11 protein-coding genes and 2 tRNA genes are annotated in these 17,004 nt (G+C 47.2%); 11 read left to right on the forward strand and 2 right to left on the reverse strand.

Going from position 1 to position 17,004, the window contains the following annotated elements:
* Positions 1–58 precede the first annotated feature (58 nt).
* Complete coding sequence (gene corA / locus ACUN27_RS04705; protein WP_326059322.1) at positions 59–988, reverse strand: magnesium/cobalt transporter CorA; 930 nt, start codon at positions 986–988, stop codon at positions 59–61.
* Positions 989–1,143: 155 nt separating this feature from the next.
* Here corA and ACUN27_RS04710 point away from each other — a divergent pair.
* A tRNA-Glu gene (locus tag ACUN27_RS04710) sits at positions 1,144–1,215 on the forward strand.
* 16 nt (positions 1,216–1,231) lie between these two features.
* Positions 1,232–1,313 (forward strand) — tRNA-Leu (locus ACUN27_RS04715).
* A 118-nt stretch (positions 1,314–1,431) separates the two neighbouring features.
* Here the strand turns inward: ACUN27_RS04715 and ACUN27_RS04720 are convergent.
* A complete protein-coding gene (locus ACUN27_RS04720; RefSeq protein WP_445558471.1) occupies positions 1,432–1,905 on the reverse strand; it encodes an SRPBCC family protein in 474 nt (157 codons plus the stop codon).
* Positions 1,906–2,033: 128 nt separating this feature from the next.
* Here ACUN27_RS04720 and ACUN27_RS04725 point away from each other — a divergent pair, with 128 nt between their 5' ends.
* The 9 genes from ACUN27_RS04725 to ACUN27_RS04765 all read left to right on the forward strand — a co-directional run bounded on the left by ACUN27_RS04725 (position 2,034) and on the right by ACUN27_RS04765 (position 16,927).
* Positions 2,034–2,447: a winged helix-turn-helix transcriptional regulator gene (locus ACUN27_RS04725; RefSeq protein WP_445558472.1), complete on the forward strand. Its 414-nt coding sequence runs from the start codon at positions 2,034–2,036 to the stop codon at positions 2,445–2,447.
* A gap of 213 nt (positions 2,448–2,660) precedes the next feature.
* A complete protein-coding gene (locus ACUN27_RS04730; protein WP_445558473.1) occupies positions 2,661–4,271 on the forward strand; it encodes an extracellular solute-binding protein in 1,611 nt (536 codons plus the stop codon).
* Between the two features lie 137 nt (positions 4,272–4,408).
* A complete protein-coding gene (locus ACUN27_RS04735; RefSeq protein WP_315953815.1) occupies positions 4,409–5,263 on the forward strand; it encodes an ABC transporter permease in 855 nt (284 codons plus the stop codon).
* A gap of 93 nt (positions 5,264–5,356) precedes the next feature.
* Positions 5,357–6,154, forward strand: coding sequence for a carbohydrate ABC transporter permease (locus ACUN27_RS04740; RefSeq protein WP_445560597.1), 798 nt, complete (start codon positions 5,357–5,359; stop codon positions 6,152–6,154).
* 85 nt (positions 6,155–6,239) lie between these two features.
* Positions 6,240–8,027, forward strand: a complete 1,788-nt coding sequence (locus ACUN27_RS04745; protein ID WP_326059170.1) for a sensor histidine kinase — start codon at positions 6,240–6,242, stop codon at positions 8,025–8,027.
* Positions 8,024–9,067, forward strand: a complete 1,044-nt coding sequence (locus ACUN27_RS04750) for a response regulator transcription factor (protein ID WP_315953818.1) — start codon at positions 8,024–8,026, stop codon at positions 9,065–9,067. Before ACUN27_RS04745 ends, ACUN27_RS04750 begins: the two co-directional genes overlap by 4 nt.
* Before the next feature lie 261 nt (positions 9,068–9,328).
* Positions 9,329–12,376: a glycoside hydrolase family 2 TIM barrel-domain containing protein gene (locus tag ACUN27_RS04755; protein ID WP_445558474.1), complete on the forward strand. Its 3,048-nt coding sequence runs from the start codon at positions 9,329–9,331 to the stop codon at positions 12,374–12,376.
* 26 nt (positions 12,377–12,402) lie between these two features.
* The gene (locus ACUN27_RS04760; protein ID WP_326059172.1) at positions 12,403–15,009 is read left to right on the forward strand and encodes a glycoside hydrolase family 78 protein; all 2,607 of its coding nucleotides are present in this window, start codon (positions 12,403–12,405) and stop codon (positions 15,007–15,009) included.
* Between the two features lie 163 nt (positions 15,010–15,172).
* Entirely contained in the window at positions 15,173–16,927 is a 1,755-nt protein-coding gene (locus ACUN27_RS04765) for a cache domain-containing sensor histidine kinase (protein ID WP_445558475.1), read from the forward strand.
* Positions 16,928–17,004 lie beyond the last annotated feature (77 nt).

The raw sequence follows: 17,004 nt of genomic DNA on the forward strand, positions 1-17,004 counted from the left end.
GGCACCCGGTGATGTAGATATCACGGCGGGTGCTTTTCTTTTTTCGCACAATGCATAGTCAGAACCAATGTTTACGTTTAAAAAAGTACCACATCAAAAAACCGATGCCAATCATCAGAATCCAGACATACAGATACCCATAGTCCCAACCTAGCTCGGGAATGTTTTTGAAATTCATGCCGTAGACGCCAACAATAAAGGTGAGCGGCAGAAAAATCGTGCTGAAAACGGTCAATGTTTTCATAATTTCGTTCATGCGATCGGATTTCATGCTCATCTGAAGCTCAAGCAGCCCAGTCAGCGATTCACGGAAAATATCCAGCGAATCTACGACACGCGAAATATGGTCCATAATATCTAGGAAGTAGACATCATCTTCTTCACGTGTGTAGGGAAAAGAGTGGTGCGCAATAGCCGCCAGAGTTATTCGTTCATCGACAATGACGCGGCGGAGCTGGTGCATGATTCTTTTCAGCTGGAAAATATCCTGTGCGATGCGAATCGCGGGATTATGATAGACGGATTGCTCCATATGGTCCAGGCGATCGTCCAGATGTTCCACGATGACGGTATAGTCGTCAACACAGCGGTCCAGAATGGCATGCAAAATGACGCCGGGATGGCTGATGCGTTCAGGCACTTCTTGGCATGTCAGGTAGAGCTGGTCCATGAAAGGAAGCTTGTCTTTGTAAACGGTAATAACAAAATTAGAGCCGATCACAATCGCAATTTCTTGGGGCTCCAGCCCCTCGGAGACAGCGAAGAAAGTCAGGAAGATGTGATCTTTATACGTATCCATCTTCGGCCGTTGGTTGAGCTTGATGGCATCCTCAACGAGGAGCGGGTGGCACTTGAATACATCGCCAAGGACATGTTTGACTTCATCGGGCGACGGGTTCTCCATTCGCACCCAAACAACTTCGTTTGGGGCTGGAATGCGTACCTCTTCCTCGTGGACGGTTGCCTTTGTAGATTCATATATAAGCATGGATGACAAACCAAACACCTCGGTCAGGTTGAATTGGTTTCAGCATACCATATTTGTCCGGAAATGATCCAGATTTTGCACTTGTCAATTGAGATTTGATCCTTTATAATAACAATTGTCGTCAAAATGGGCTGCACAAGCTTCATGACTTTCGTGGCCCGTTGGTCAAGTGGTTAAGACACCTCCCTTTCACGGAGGTAACAGGGGTTCGAGTCCCCTACGGGTCAGTTTTTATCCTCTTTTGCGGTCGTGGTGGAACGGCAGACACACCATCTTGAGGGGGTGGCGCTCACAAGGCGTGAGGGTTCAAATCCCTCCGACCGCATCCCAGATTTCCAAGAATTTATAAACCAAGGAGCTAAGCGAGCTGTTCTCGCTTAGCTCCTTGGTTTTTTGCATGAGGAGAAAATTGTGGGAAAGGGATAAGGGATAGCCAGGTCTTTCTAAGAGTTTTCCAAGCCGTGTTTATTGGCAATTCGCTCGCTCTGGTTAGGATGGCCCTTACCCTCCGTAATCAAGCTGCGCAAGCTGCCGTTGATATAGGTGCCCCAGGAGTCTGTGCAAACGCTGTAGCATTCATATGATGGGACTAGACCTACGTGCGTAAAGCGAACTTCTGTTGTGCCGTCCTTCTTGGAGATTTCAAAGACAATGTCGGTATCCTTCCATTCGCTCTTGTCCATTACGAAGTTGAAGTAGTTGTCCATAACGTGCCAAACAACCTTCTTGCCTGGAATAAGTTCGGTGATTGCGATGGTGCAGCGGTGAATGTCCTGGTAGTGGTGCTTAAATTCGCCAAGTTCGTCGGTTTTGCCTTCAAAATCTTCCGACCACCAACCTCGGACGTTATTGATAGCGGCATAGACTTCGTCGGGGCTTTGGTCCACATTAAAGCTAGTGGTGTAGTCTTGATTCATGTCAGCTATCTCCTCTCAATATTTGGTAATAGCACTCTTAGTATAAAGTTGTCACTTGCAAATTGCAAGTACAAACAGGGCGAACATGTCAACTTGCAAGATGCAAGTATGGGGAGTATAATCTACTCATGAAAAAACGAGCCCCTACAGTTTGTCCAATCGTATATGCACTCGACATATGGGGCGATCCATGGAGCCTCATCATACTTCGTGATGTCCTTATCCATAACAAGCGGCATTACCGCGAGTTTCTTGCTTCACGCGAGGGCATAGCAACCAATATTTTGAGCGCACGCCTCCAATCCCTAACAGATACAGGCCTTCTTGTCAAAATAGAAGGCGCTTCAAGCCGCGCACAAACGATGTACCGACCAACGCAAAAAGCACTTGATCTGTTTCCGGTCATATTTGCCGTGATCCACTGGGGCCTTAAATACAACCCCAATACCGATATGGATATTCCGATAATGCAAGAATTAATATCAAACGAAAAAGGTCTGGAACGGCGCCTTTTGAAGAATTTCGACGATGTTACTTCGTAGATGATGAATAGTCGAAGAGGACAACCTTCACCGGGAGTTAAGCAGGTATAAGCCGCTTAGCTCCTTTTGCATTTGTCCAAATTGCTAGTAGAAGTATTTTGAATAAACACATAATTCCGACTGAAAACACATGTGAATTTATTGTAAGTGTTAATATAATGAAAACTATCATGGGCCCATGATAATAAAGTTTATAGAGAGGGGCTACTTCATTTGAAAGCACTTTCGAACAACTCCCGTTTCCTTCGCAAGCGGAGCGCTATCACGATAGTTGGAGCTTTGATGTCTGTTGTTATGCTAGCCGGTTGCGGCAATTCTTCTAATGAAACCAAGGCAACTTCCACTTCTAATGCATCGGCTTCCGAGCCCATTCATATTCTCCTGTCGCATTCCGAATTTGCCTATGCCAAACAAGCCAAAGAAGACGATATCTACAAGAAAGAACTGAACCGATTATCCGGTTTCAATGTGAAGTATGATTTCTTGGGACATAGCGATTATGCCCAGCAGTTGTCTCTTCGTTTTGCATCCGGTGATCTGGCTGACTTGATCCGGACGGACAGTATCGTATCTACCATTCACAGCGGTGCTGTCGATCAAGGTGTTTTTCTCGAACTCGGTCCCCTCATTGATAAATATGCGCCTAATCTCAAAAAGAAAATACCCGCAGAGTTCTGGAAAAGTCCCCGCATTTCCAAGGACGGTAAAATTTACGGCATCCCCGTTACCCGTGGGGTACCGGCTGACCGTTCTATCTTCATCCGTCAGGATTGGCTGGATAAGCTGAAAATGGATACTCCTAAGACACTGGATGACTACTTAGCCTTTTTCGAAGCGGTTAAAAAAGAAGACATGAACGGCAATGGCGATCCAAATGATGAATATGGTTTAGGCATGTTCAACAATATTATTTGGACGGATATTTTCACACCTGCATTTGGTGTTCATACGAACAAGTGGAGCCTCAAGAACGGGCAGCTCGTCCCGGATATTATTGACCCTAGAATGAAGGAAGCGATCGCTTTCTACAAGCAGTTATACGATAAAGGCTACATCAATCCCAATTTGTTTGTGAAAAAAGAAGATGAACAGAATGCTTCCATTGCCAAAGGGGAAGTTGGGGTTTGGGGCGCTGCCGTTTATCAATACCTGGCTGGGTACGGCAAGGATAACGCTGCAAAAACGTTCCTTAACCAACCCACTGCCTCTGTTAGCATGATTGCGCCCCCACAAGGCCCACGCGGTGATAAAGGCATGGCGCTGCAATCGGATGAGATTTATTTCGTCTGGGTAATTCCAGCCAAAACCAAAAATCCAGAGAACATCATTAAGTATCTGGAATGGGCCTATAGCAGTCCTGACGCTGACCAATTTTTTGCTTATGGGATCAAAGGACAAAACTTCACAGAAGAAAACGGACAGATTAAATACGATATTAATCAGCCGGTCAATGCAGAGAAAAATGCTTTCCAAATGTATCAGGTTTCACTGAACCCGCGTGAGATCGGTTTCGCTGCTCCACTTGTGCTTAAGGCGCTGCCGGAATCCGAGAAGATTACCAAAGGTTATGCCACGTCCAAAGAAAGTCTAATCCCGAATGAAGCTAAATTTATGCCTCGTTTGGAATCGCTCGCAAGCCATCCGGAATTAAATATTGGAGCTGCTCAAGGCACTCTTTTCTTGGACATGTTTGCCAAGGTGCTTACGGGGCGTGAACCGCTTGATTCGGCGTTCGACAACTTCGTGGTTGAGTGGAAAAAGCGAGGCGGCGATGCCGCAATTAAAGAAGCGACAGAATGGTACAACAAATTCAATACTAAATAACGAATAGACCCGGTTAAACGTGGATCGAGATCAGCCCCGACTTGGACCTCCTGTTGCTCGATCCACATCATTTCACAAAGGGGGAGAACGCCCTGTTTGCACAGATCCGATCCAAAGAGTCCTGGGTGCTTATTCTCATGGCAATCCCCGGTTTACTCTACTTTTTTACCTTCAAATACATCCCTCTGGTCGGCAATATCATCGCTTTTCAGAATTACAACCTATTTCAAGGTTTTATGCACAGCAAATGGGTGGGGTTGGATCATTTTCTGACGTTGTTCCGATATGATGATTTCTGGATTATTATGCGCAACTCCTTAAAACTGGGACTTTACTCCATTTTATTTGGTTTTCCGGCGCCTTTAATTCTAGCTATCTTGTTGAACGAATTGCGAGCAATGTGGTTGAAACGTCCACTTCAGACGATGTTGTATTTGCCGCATTTCCTATCATGGGTTATTGTAGGCGGGATCTTTTCCAATCTTCTTGACGCTAAGGGCTGGATGAATCAGCTGCTTCATCACTTTGGCCTCGGACCTTTTGACTTTCTGGGGAACTCGACAACTTTTCTAGGAACGATTATATCTATTAGCATTTGGAAGGAAATTGGATGGGGGACTATCATTTATTTGGCCGCGCTTGCCGGAATCAATCCGAGCTTATATGAGGCTGCCACTGTAGATGGTGCAAGTCGAATTCGGCAAATATGGTCGATTACGCTGCCATCGCTTATGCCGGCAATCATCGTTCTGCTGCTTCTTAGAGTAGGGAATCTATTGGATGCTAACATTGAGCAAATGCTAATGTTCTTAAATCCGCTTGTGCGAGATGTTGGTGAAGTGTTCGATACCTATATTTATAGAGTTGGCTTACTAGACAGCCAGTATAGTTACTCTACCGCAATTGGTGTGTTTAAATCCGTCATTGGGTTGATATTGTTGGCGTTGGTGAATACATTAAGCAAAAAGACAACGGGTGAAAGCGTTTATTAGAACAAACAGGAGGGGATTGACCTGAGAATCGCTCGTTCCTTTCAATGGTTTTCAGTTGTAAATATAACTGTCTTAGTTATAACCAGTTTGAGCATGATCGCGCCATTAATTCACTTATTGGCCGTGTCGCTTAGCCTTCCGGAATATGCGAATGCCAAATTGGTAGGGCTTTGGCCCAAAGGCATGCAGTTTGATGTCTATGAATCTATTTTTGCGTTAGACGAGATTTGGAAAGCTATGGGAGTAAGCATTTATATTACTGTCATTGGAACGCTTGTGACGCTGCTCCTTTGTTCGCTCTTAGCCTACACCCTTACGAGGCCGATGATGCCGGGGCGGACCATCATTTTGAAACTTATTGTCGTTACGTTCGTGTTTCCTGTACCCTTAATTCCATGTTATTTGTTGGTCAAGCAGCTTGGCATGATTAATTCGCTATGGTCACTCATTATTCCTGGGGCGATGAGCGCATTTTACGTTCTTATCATTCGGACTTTTTTTAAAGCACTTCCTGGGGAATTGTTTGAAGCAGGCAAAATGGATGGTTGCGGGGAGCTGCGCATTTACACGCGAATCGTATTGCCATTATCTATGCCCGTACTGGCGACCATCACCTTATTTCATACCGTCAGCCAATGGAATTCCTATTTCTCGGCAACGATCTACATTCGCTCGCGAGACTTATATCCGCTTCAAGTTCTGCTGCGTAATCTCATTGTAGACAATGGTGCCAATACCGGAATGAGCGATTTCCAACTGAGTACGCAGTTTACGCCGGAAATGATGAAAGCGGGCATCGTGCTGGTCGCTACCTTGCCGATTCTCATCGTATATCCGCTTCTTCAAAAGCATTTCGTTAAAGGCGCAATGCTAGGCTCAGTCAAAGAATAGATAAGGGTTTCTTGATTCCGTAAAATAAGTTATTTTTATAGTAGACAACCTAGAAGCACAGACGGAAGAAAAAGGGGAATGCAGTATGCGAATCAAGACGATGACGATTAAGTTAAAGCTGGTTCTGCTCTTCTTCGGCTTCTTCTGTTTGCCGTTTTTAATCCTCGGGAAGTTCTGGTACGATCGTTCCATGGAAACCATTGAGGATAACGCCATTAATAATAATCAACAGCTTATGCGCCAAATCAATTATAACCTTGACGTCTATTTTTCTGATATCAAGAAGGCGACACTTCCTCTGCTAGCCCATCCACTCGTACAGCAATTTGTCAAAATAGACCCTACTAATCAATATGACTATTATGATTTAAGCTCGCGTATCCGAGCGGATCTCATTCCCAACATGGTCTATAATCGAGATGATATTTATGGACTTTCTATTATTTCACTTAAAGGTCCTTATTATAGCAATATAGCATTCGCAGATCGTGTTGATAGATACAGAAAAGAATTTGCTGATAACAACAAGGACAATTTTCGGATTTTGGGCATCAGCATGACAGGAGACGGTACGGAGGTTATTACGGTCTTCCGAAGAATCATCGATAATGAAACGTATGTAACCGCAGGTTATCTGATCATTGATTTATCCTTGAATCGAACGACCGACATCATTAACCAAGCCCAATTGGGTAAAACAGGGATTATTTCTATCGTAAACACAGACGACAGGTACCTGTATCATCCTGATCCGCAAAAGTGGCAGCAGCTACTGCCGGCTAAATATAAGAATCATTTCGAAAACATAAGCTCACCTTACTTTACGAACGGAACAGGAGCAGGCAAGTCAATTGTTGTGTATAACCGCTCAGCATCAACAGGGTTAACGATTGTGTCGGAAGTTCCGCTGCGGGAACTGATGGAAGATTTGATTTATTTTCGAAATCTAACCCTAGGGTTTGTCTTGCTGCTCATTGTTTTGGCCTTTGTGACGATTCTCAGCTTTTCACTCTCCATCACGCGTGCACTCTCGCACTTAATGAATTTAATGAAAAAAGTGGAGATGGGCGACCTGAGCATTCGAGCTCCGCTGCGCAAGGATGAAATCGGAAGTCTGAACAGAGGGTTTAATCTGATGTTAGAAGATTTGAATCGGCTGATCAAAATGATGAATACTTCCCATCAGAAGGAAAAAGAAATGGCTATTCACCAAAGGGAATCCAAGATTCAGATGCTTCAAGCGAGAATCAATCCCCATTTTCTTTATAATACACTGGGAGTTATCAATGCCTATGCCATCATCGCTAAAGTAAAACCGATCAGTCAGATGACGGTATGGTTGTCCGATATATTCCGTTACAGCATTGACAATCCTGAGGACACGGTATCACTTGCTGAAGAAATCCAGCATATGTTCAACTATATTCACATTCAGAAAGAACGCTATCAAAGTTTGGAAGTAGACGTCGATTTGGACTTGAATCGTTTGAAAGAAATTCATACACTTCGTCTCACGGTGCAGCCGATTGTTGAGAATGCTTTTATTCATGGCTATGAGGATTATTCGATTAAGCCCACGTATATGGGTCTTCGAGCCAGCTTCGATGATGCCGGGATAAAACTTCTGATTATCGACAAAGGCAGGGGGATGCCGCCGGATCTGGTGGAGACGTATAACCAAGCTTTTGCCTTCATGTCGGAGGAGCAAATGCTGCAAGCAAGCGCTCCATTCGGAGGGATCGGCATGTGGAACGTTCACAGCAGGTTGAGACTTGAGTTCGGTGAACCCTATGGCCTTTACATTGTGTGCTCAGAAAACACGGGAACTATTGTTGAGATTAGAATGCCTTATCGGAAGGAGCGATCCGTATGATGACCGTCGTCGTTGTCGAAGACGAACCGATAGTAAGGATGGGACTGATTGCTCTGATGGAGTCAGAAGCCGAGGGATTCAAGGTTGTAGGGGAAGCAGAGGATGGGCAGCAGGCCCTGGCTCTGGCAAGACTTCATGTGCCGGACATCATTATTACGGATATTCGAATGCCTGTCATGGATGGCGTAGCCTTAATGTTGGCTCTTAAGCAGGAGGGTATCTCATCTTCGGTCATTGTAGTTTCCGGTTATGGGGAATTTGAATACGCTCAGCAAGCTCTGCGTGCTGGTGCAGCAGATTATTTATTGAAACCGATTAATGAGGATCACTTGCTGCCCACGCTACATGCTTTGCGGGAGAAGATACGGCTAGAGAAAGCACGCATTGTTCATGATAACAAAGAGCAGTTATGGTCATTCAAAACGAGTGCGAAGCAGCTGGCCCGTGATTTATGGGATCTCCGGGAACTGGAGATTGAGAAAGAGCTGAACTCGTTGCAGCATGAATTAACGAATAACCAGATGACTACCCATGATATGGAAAGAAAACTGACGGGTTATATCGCCTTGTTGGAAGATGAATTTCGTTCTGTTTCGGGACAAGAATTGCCGTTTCCGCGAGGTTTGGATAAGATTACCCATCACTTCGACACATTCATTGCACATATTTATGCGGCCATGAAGACGATTCGGGGAACTAGAAACTGGGGGTACGGCAAAGTGATTCAAGCGGGAATTGCCTATGTCGAGAAGTATTATGGCGACCCTGATCTTACACTAACGAAAATTGCCCAGCAGCTGGAAGTCAAACCGGCTAATTTCAGTCATATGTTTAAAACAGAGCTTGGCGTTCCCTTCAGCCAATATCTGATTCGACTGAGAATGGATCAAGCCGCAAAGCAGCTCTCGGATTCGGCTAATAAAGTTTACGAAGTTAGTGCGGCCGTTGGGTTTTCGGATTATGTTCACTTTTCCAAGATGTTCAAACGGCATATGGGCTTTACTCCCACGGAGTATCGTCAAAGTAAGTGGAAATTATAGCAGCTCAACAACTGTTTAAAAGCAAATTCCCCCGCTAATTGCAAGTTAAAACAGGAAGCGGGGCACATAACTGGAAAAACTCCATCTATTTCAGCGCTAGGTACACCAATGATGCAAAAGCGCTGAAAATAACGGGAGTTTTTCCAGTTATATGGATTTAAAGGCAATCAGTTTTCACAACAAAAGTGGTCGGATTTATGAATAGTCATCCTGGCTATTCGTAGACTATGCTGAAAAGGATATACGATGGAGGCGAATAACATGATGCCTGGGGATCACGTTCCAGATTGGCAAAATCTAAGCATTCTAGAGAGAAATACAGAGCCGCCGCATGCGGATTTGATACCGTATGACGATTGGGAGAGTGCTCTCGCTAATGAGAGAGAACGTTCGCCTAATGTGCAGTCACTGAATGGCGAATGGCATTTTAAATACGGGGAATCTGTGGCGGAAGTGCCGGCCGATTTCTATATGGCAAGCTTTGAACCGAACGGCTGGGCGACAATACCGGTTCCTTCCAACTGGCAGTTACACGGATATGGGAGACCCCATTATAGCAGTTGTCCGTATCCTTTCCCGATCAATCCGCCTTATGTGCCTAATCAAAATCCGGTTGGCTGCTACAGAACGCAGTTTCACTTCCAAGAGACAACGAACAATCAACGGGTTCATCTTGTTTTTGAAGGAGTGGATTCCGCTTTTCACGTTTGGATAAACGGCCGCTTCGTCGGCTATAGCCAAGGCAGCCACTTTCACTCCGAGTTTTATGTAAGCCCTTACTTAAACGAGGGGCAAAATGTCATTGCCGTACAAGTTTATCAATGGTGCGACGGCAGTTATCTGGAGAGCCAGGATAAATGGCGGATGAGCGGGATTTTTCGCGACGTTTACTTGTTGTCCTCCCCCCAAGTGTCGGTGAGGGACGTCAGAGTCAGTACTCATTTGGATGAGGGTTATGCCAAAGCGAAATTAGAGGTTCGTGTTGATTTCGCTGATGTAACGGATGCGCCTTTTCTGAAATCGGATTTCTTTCAACTTCGTACGACGCTGTTGGATGCGGATCGTCATATTGTCTGCGATCGGTACCATCATGTGCGGCAGGATGAACCTGTTGCAGAGCTGATTCAAGAGGTGTTTTCTCCCCGTTTGTGGACGGCGGAAACGCCTTATTTATACACGCTATTACTCACGATGTACGACAAGAAACAGCAAATTGTAGAGGTCAAAAGCATTCACGTCGGATTCCGGGACATCAGGATCGAGGAGGGACAACTGCTCGTTAACGGTAACCCGATTATTATAAAGGGCGTTAATCGTAACGAGTTTGACCCTGAGCTGGGCTATGTAACAACGAAGGAATCGATGCTGCGCGATATCACTTTAATGAAGCAGCACAACATCAATTCGGTTCGGTTATCCCACTATCCCAATGACTCACGATGGCTGGAGTTGTGCGACCGCTTTGGTTTATATGTCATCGATGAAACGGATCTGGAGACGCACGGGTTTCACTTTTACGGGAATGAAGGGCATCTGGCTCAGCAGCCTGAGTGGAAAGAAGCGTTCGTCCAGCGGGCGAAACGAATGGTGGAAAGGGATAAAAACCATCCATCCATTATCATGTGGTCGCTTGGCAATGAGTCCGGCTACGGGGCCAATCACGATGCCATGGCCGCATGGATCAGGGAAGCCGATCCGACGCGTCCGATTCATTATGAACGTGCTTATGATGCACCTGTCGTTGATGTCGTCAGTTCGATGTATCCTGCGGTCGAAACCGTCATTCAAGAAGGCTGCAAGGACGATAAGCGCCCTTACCTCATGTGCGAATTCGGGCATGCCATGGGCAATGCCGTGGGGAATTTGCAAGAGTATTGGGAGGCGATCTACACGTACCCACGGCTGCTTGGCGGTCTGATCTGGGAATGGGCGGACCAAGGGATCAAGCAGCAGGCGGAGCGAGGGGGAGCTTGGTATGCGTATGGCGGTGATTTCGGGGAAGAGCCGCACAGCGGCCATTTCTGCCTGGATGGGCTGCTTTTCCCGGATCGGTCGATCAAGGCTTCTCTGTTGGAATACAAGAAAGCCATTGAGCCGGTGAAAATCGAGGTGATGGATGCAGCGCTAGGCAAGCTGAGAGTCTGGAACAGGTATGATTTTGTGCCCTTGTCCCATTTACAGGGATTATGGAGCTTGGGGCAAGATGGCGTCATGGTGGAGAACGGTGAACTTGCGAGGCTGCACACCCCTGCGGGCCAGTCTGAGGACATCCACGTCCCGATTGATGTACACAAGCTGAAAAACAAGGGTGAATATTGGCTTCACATTCATTTTATGCTCCGAGATCCGGTCGTTTGGGCTGAAAAGGGTCATGAGATTGCCTGGGCGGATATTCCGGTGCTAACTGTCGCTGAGGCACCTGAGCCGAAGGATGCCGCTCAAGAGGCAACTCCTTTGACGCTGCATGAAGCTGGCAATGAAATTACGCTTGCAGGCCAAGATTTCTTAATGGTGTTTGATAGACATCAAGGCGCAATGACGGCATGGACGTACAAAGGAGTATCCTTGCTGACGACAGGCCCTAAGCTCCATTTATGGCGTGCTCCGGTTGATAACGATGTTCATCTCGCCAAAGAGTGGGTGAAAGCCGGCTATAATCGACTCGTCACCGATGTGCGCGAGGTTGCAATTGACCGGACGGAAGCGGGAGGCAGCCGGATAACGGTCAAGTCCGTTGTTGGAGCGCGAGGCGGGAAGATCGCTTTTGATTCCCGCATGGTCTATACCATCGCTGCAGACGGTCAAGTGACGTTGTACGTGCAGATTGAACCGAGGGAGGAGCTGCCGCCGCTGCCTAGATTCGGGGTAGAGCTTGTGATGCCGGACAGCTTCAACCAGCTGTCGTGGTTTGGCCGTGGGCCGCACGAATGTTATGCGGATCGTAAGGAGAGCGGCAAGCTGGGCCTATACAGCGGATCGGTACAGGAGCAGTTCGTGCCGTATATCAAACCGCAGGAGAATGGCAATAAAGCGGACGTAAGATGGTCGTCCCTTCGGAATCAAGAAGGAGTCGGACTGTTGTTCACAGGCGAGCCAGCCTTCGACACGAGTGTTCATCACTACACGACGGAGGATTTGACAACAACGAAACATGTTCATCACCTCACAAGGGTGGATCAAACCATTGTCAAACTGGATGCCAGACAGAGCGGCCTAGGCAATCATAGCTGCGGCTATGCGCCTACGCTCGACAAGTATTTGATTAAAGCAGAGCCGATGAATTTTACGATTCGGTTGAGACCTGTCTAAAAGCACAATAAATGGAGGGTTACCTAATGACGACAAGAGTAGCACATTGTAAAACCGAATATATGCGGAATCCGATTGGCCTTGACGTCCTGAAGCCTCGGCTTTTCTGGCAGCTGCAATCCGATAAGCAAGAGGTCGTGCAGAGCGCTTATCACATCATGGTTGCTTCTTCTCGGGAAAAGTTAGCGAATGATCAAGCAGATATGTGGGACAGCGGCAAAGTGAGTTCGAACGCATCAACGCATGTCCCGTATGAGGGGCAACCCCTTCAGGCTGAAGGGGAATATTATTGGAAAGTGCGCGTCTGGGACGGAGCTGGCGCGGTCACGGAATGGAGCGAGACGGCGTTCTGGATGATGGGGATATTGTCACGTGGCGATTGGAAGGCGCAATGGATCGGACGCAAATCCGAGCCGGGTGCGCTCATGCAGCCTTCACCATTTTTCAGAAAATCGTTTGAGGTCAAGAAAAAGGTGCGGCGGGCTATTGCTTATGCGACAGCGTTAGGCGTTTATGACTTGTATGTGAACGGTGAGCGAATCGGTGACCGTTTTGCTCCGGGATGGACGGATTACAACATTCGTGTACAGGTGCAGGCCGTCGATATTACAGAGAAGCTGAAGACTGGCGATAATGCGTTTGGCGTTATTTTGGGAGATGGCTGGTATGCGGGAACGGTAGGATTTCTGGGTGATAAAGTTTACGGGGAAAGACCGTTTTTCCTCATGCAGGTGAGCTTGGATTATGAGGATGGGACGAAGGAAAGAGTGATCACGGATCGTTCATGGACGACGACCCGAGGGCCGATTCAATATTCCGACATGATCAAAGGGGAAGCCTACGATGCAAGAGAGGAATTAACCGGATGGCATGAGCCGGGTTATGAGGATTCAGCCTGGGAAGTGCCGGATGTGCGCTCAGGGTATAACGGACTTCTTGTGGCAGCGATTGAGCCGCCGATCCGCATCACCAAGACGATGAAACCGATCAGTGTGAAGAAGACGGCAGCGGGTACTTATATCTATGATATGGGTCAAAACATGGTCGGTTGGACGGCTGTAACGGTGCAAGGTGAGCGCGGAACGATGATTACATTAAGTCATGCGGAGATACTGAATCCAGATGGCACACTATATGTGGATAACTTGCGAGAGGCCTGCCAGCAGGATCACTATATTCTAAAAGGAGAGGGACTGGAAAGTTACGAGCCCCACTTTACGTTCCACGGTTTCCGCTATGTGGAATTGATCGGCTATCCGGGAGAGCCTGATCTGGATACCCTCACAGGAAAAGTTGTTCATTCCGATACGCCGGTTACCGGGAAGCTGGAGACATCCGATGCGATGGTGAATCAGCTGTATTCGAACATTACATGGGGGCAGCGCGGGAACTTCCTGTCTGTGCCGACGGACTGTCCGCAGCGGGATGAGCGGCTTGGCTGGACAGGAGATGCGCAAATTTTCGCTCGTACAGCGGCATACAATATGGACGTCTCCCGATTTTTCAGCAAATATGTCTGGGACATGGTGGATTGCCAGCAGCCTTCAGGGGCATTTACGGATGTCGCTCCGGATGCGGGTTGGATTCGCCATAAAAACTGGAATACGAGGCTGAACTGGTTCGCCCCGGACAACTCCGGTTGGGGAGATGCCGGTGTCATTATCCCATGGACGATCTATTTGATGTACGGCGATGTGCGTATCCTCGAAACGCATTATGAGGCGATGGTCAAATGGGTGCACTACCTGAAAAACACGACCGAAGAGCTGGTGCGTCCAGGGTACGCCAATTACGCCGATTGGCTATCCATCGGGGCTGACACGCCGAACGAAGTGCTCGCAACAGCTTATTTCGCTTACAGCACGAAGCTGCTTGCGCAAATTGCCGGCGTATTAGGGAAAAGCGAGGAAGCCGATCAATACCAAGCCTTATTTGGCGATATTGCTGCGGCATTCCGCAAAGCTTTTGTCGCTGAGGACGGGAGCATTCACGGCGATACGCAGACGGTTTACGTATTGGCGCTGCAGTTTGGGCTGCTAACGGAAGAGCAGCGCGGGCAAGCGCGGGAGCGCCTGGTGGCGGACATACAAGGGCGCGGCGACCGGTTATCAACGGGGTTCCTCGGCGTAGGCTACTTATTGCCGGCGCTGACGGATAATGGCTGCTTGGATGTCGCTTACAAGCTTCTGACGCAAGAAGCGTTCCCGTCTTGGATGTATTCCATCAAACACGGGGCAACCACGATTTGGGAGCGCTGGGATGGATGGACGGAGGAGCAAGGCTTTCAGACGCCATCGATGAATTCCTTCAATCACTATTCCCTTGGCTCTGTCGGCGAATGGATGTTTCGGTATATGGCCGGCATTGAAGCAGATCCAGCGGCTCCAGGTTTTCAGCATGTCATCATACGGCCGAAACCGGGCGGTAACTTGAGTTGGGTGAAGGCAAGTTATGAATCTCTTTACGGAGTAGTAACGGTAGAATGGCGTTTATCTGAGGAAGGGGACTTCCATCTTCAAGTGAATGTGCCTGCGAATACGACAGCAACCATTCATGTCCCAGGGCCATCTGCGGCTGTGCACAAGGTAGGTTCAGGAAGTTATGTGTTTGAAAACGTTTCTATGCTAAACTAAATGCAAGTCAAACAGACCGGAGTCGGATAGAGGGTGAGCGGGTAGCGCAGCCTTCTAACCGATTCCGGCTGTTTTCGCATAGATAGAAAGGTGGGTCATCAAGATGCGTTGGATGGAAAGCTTAAGGAAGAGATTAGAGACCTTATTTCCTAGAATTCGTACGATGCTGTTATTGAGTTATTTCGTCATTATTCTTTTCTGCATTGCCTTGATTGGAACCGCTTCATTTTATATCTCCTACAATTCCATGGCGGAACGCGTAGAAACCGCCAGCTCGCAAATCGTCCGGCAGATCGAATTTAACATGGATAATGATTTTCATAATAAAAGAAATCTGCTCCTCGCCCCCTATTATACACAGGAATATATTGACAACATTAATGCTTACCCGACTATGGACAGCCAAAATAAATTTCTATTCCGTCAGAAGCTTGGGGATCTGTTTTTGAAAAGCTTTAACATTACGCCGATTCCCGACTTTATCCGTTTTCAGATTTATTACAGCGATGGTGAACTGCTGAATTCCTCCGATAATACCTCCTTCGGCAGCCCGAGTCAGGTGCTGAACGCCGAATGGTTCAAGCAAACGATAGCCAAAGATGGGCTCGTGAATTTCTTCAGTTCCCCCCCGGTCAGCGGGCAGGAGGAGACTCCGACAGCCTATTCGACTTCGCTGCTTATTCGCGATTTCTCGAATCCGACCGGTTTTATTGTGGTGCGCGCCGACTATAATTACGGTTTGTTTAAAGGCATTGGTCAGCGTGCAGACCTGACGAAGAACAGCCGTTTTCTTATTTTAAATGAGATTAATAATCCGATTTACGATTCCGCAGAGGGGCATGCTTCCGATATGGAGGCAGAGGCTTTATCCCAGATTAAAGGGGACGGCGGTAAGTTTTGGACGGGCAGCGGCGATCAGACGATGTTGGTTTCGTACACCCGCTCCCAATACTCCAATTGGAAAACCGTGCTCATCATGCCGAAAGAAGAAATATTCAGCCCGCTGGATTCCATCAAAACGACAGCTATCTGGACAGCTTTGGTTGCTTTTCTGGTGACTGCGATTCTATCGCTGTTGTTCGGAAGAAGCATAACCAATCCGATTCTGGATCTCTATAAAACCGTTAATCACATTAAACGTGGCGATTTTTCCGTGAGAGTGGATATTAAGCGGAAAGATGAAATCGGCCGAATTGCGATGAATTTCAACGCCATGCAGGATGAATTGCAGAAACAGATCGAGACGAAGTATGTCTATCAAATTAAGCTGCAGCAGGTGGAGCTGGCGATGCTCTATTCGCAGATTAACCCGCACTTCCTGTACAACACGCTAGATAGCATCAAAGCTATGGCTGATTATCACCACGTAGAAGAAATTGGCCAGATGTCGCAATCTTTAGCCGATATGTTCCGTTATAACACGAAAAATACGGATGAAATCGTTACGCTGCAGGAAGAGCTCGTACAGATCGACGCGTATATCAACATTCAGAGTATCCGTTTCGATGGCAAGATTGACTATCAATTGGAAATCGAAGATGATCTGTACCATTTTCCAATGTTAAAAATGACTCTGCAGCCACTGGTCGAAAACGCGGTGTTTCACGGAATCGAGCGCAAGAGAGGAAAAGGCACGATTCGCCTCAAGGCTTGGAGGGAAGCGGAATGGGTGTATATCCAAGTCAAAGACAATGGTGTCGGCATCTCAGAGAAACGGCTGGAGCAGATTCTGGCATCGCTGAGACAACCGCTTTATCAGGAAGAATATAAGCTGTCTGCCGCAAGCGGAGGGATTGGCGTCCAGAACGTATACGCCAGGTACACGATTCGTTACGGCGAGCAGTTCCAATTTAATATTGCAAGCAGAAAAGGAATAGGGACGGAAGTGACCTTGAAACTGGTTCATCAACTTGGTTGAGATCAGGATGTAGGAATATTCAACATAGAAAGTCGTTATCGTGCATGGGTCGTAAGTAAGCGGTTGCAATATAATCA

The sequence above is a fragment of the Paenibacillus sp. WC2504 genome (genome assembly GCF_052682475.1).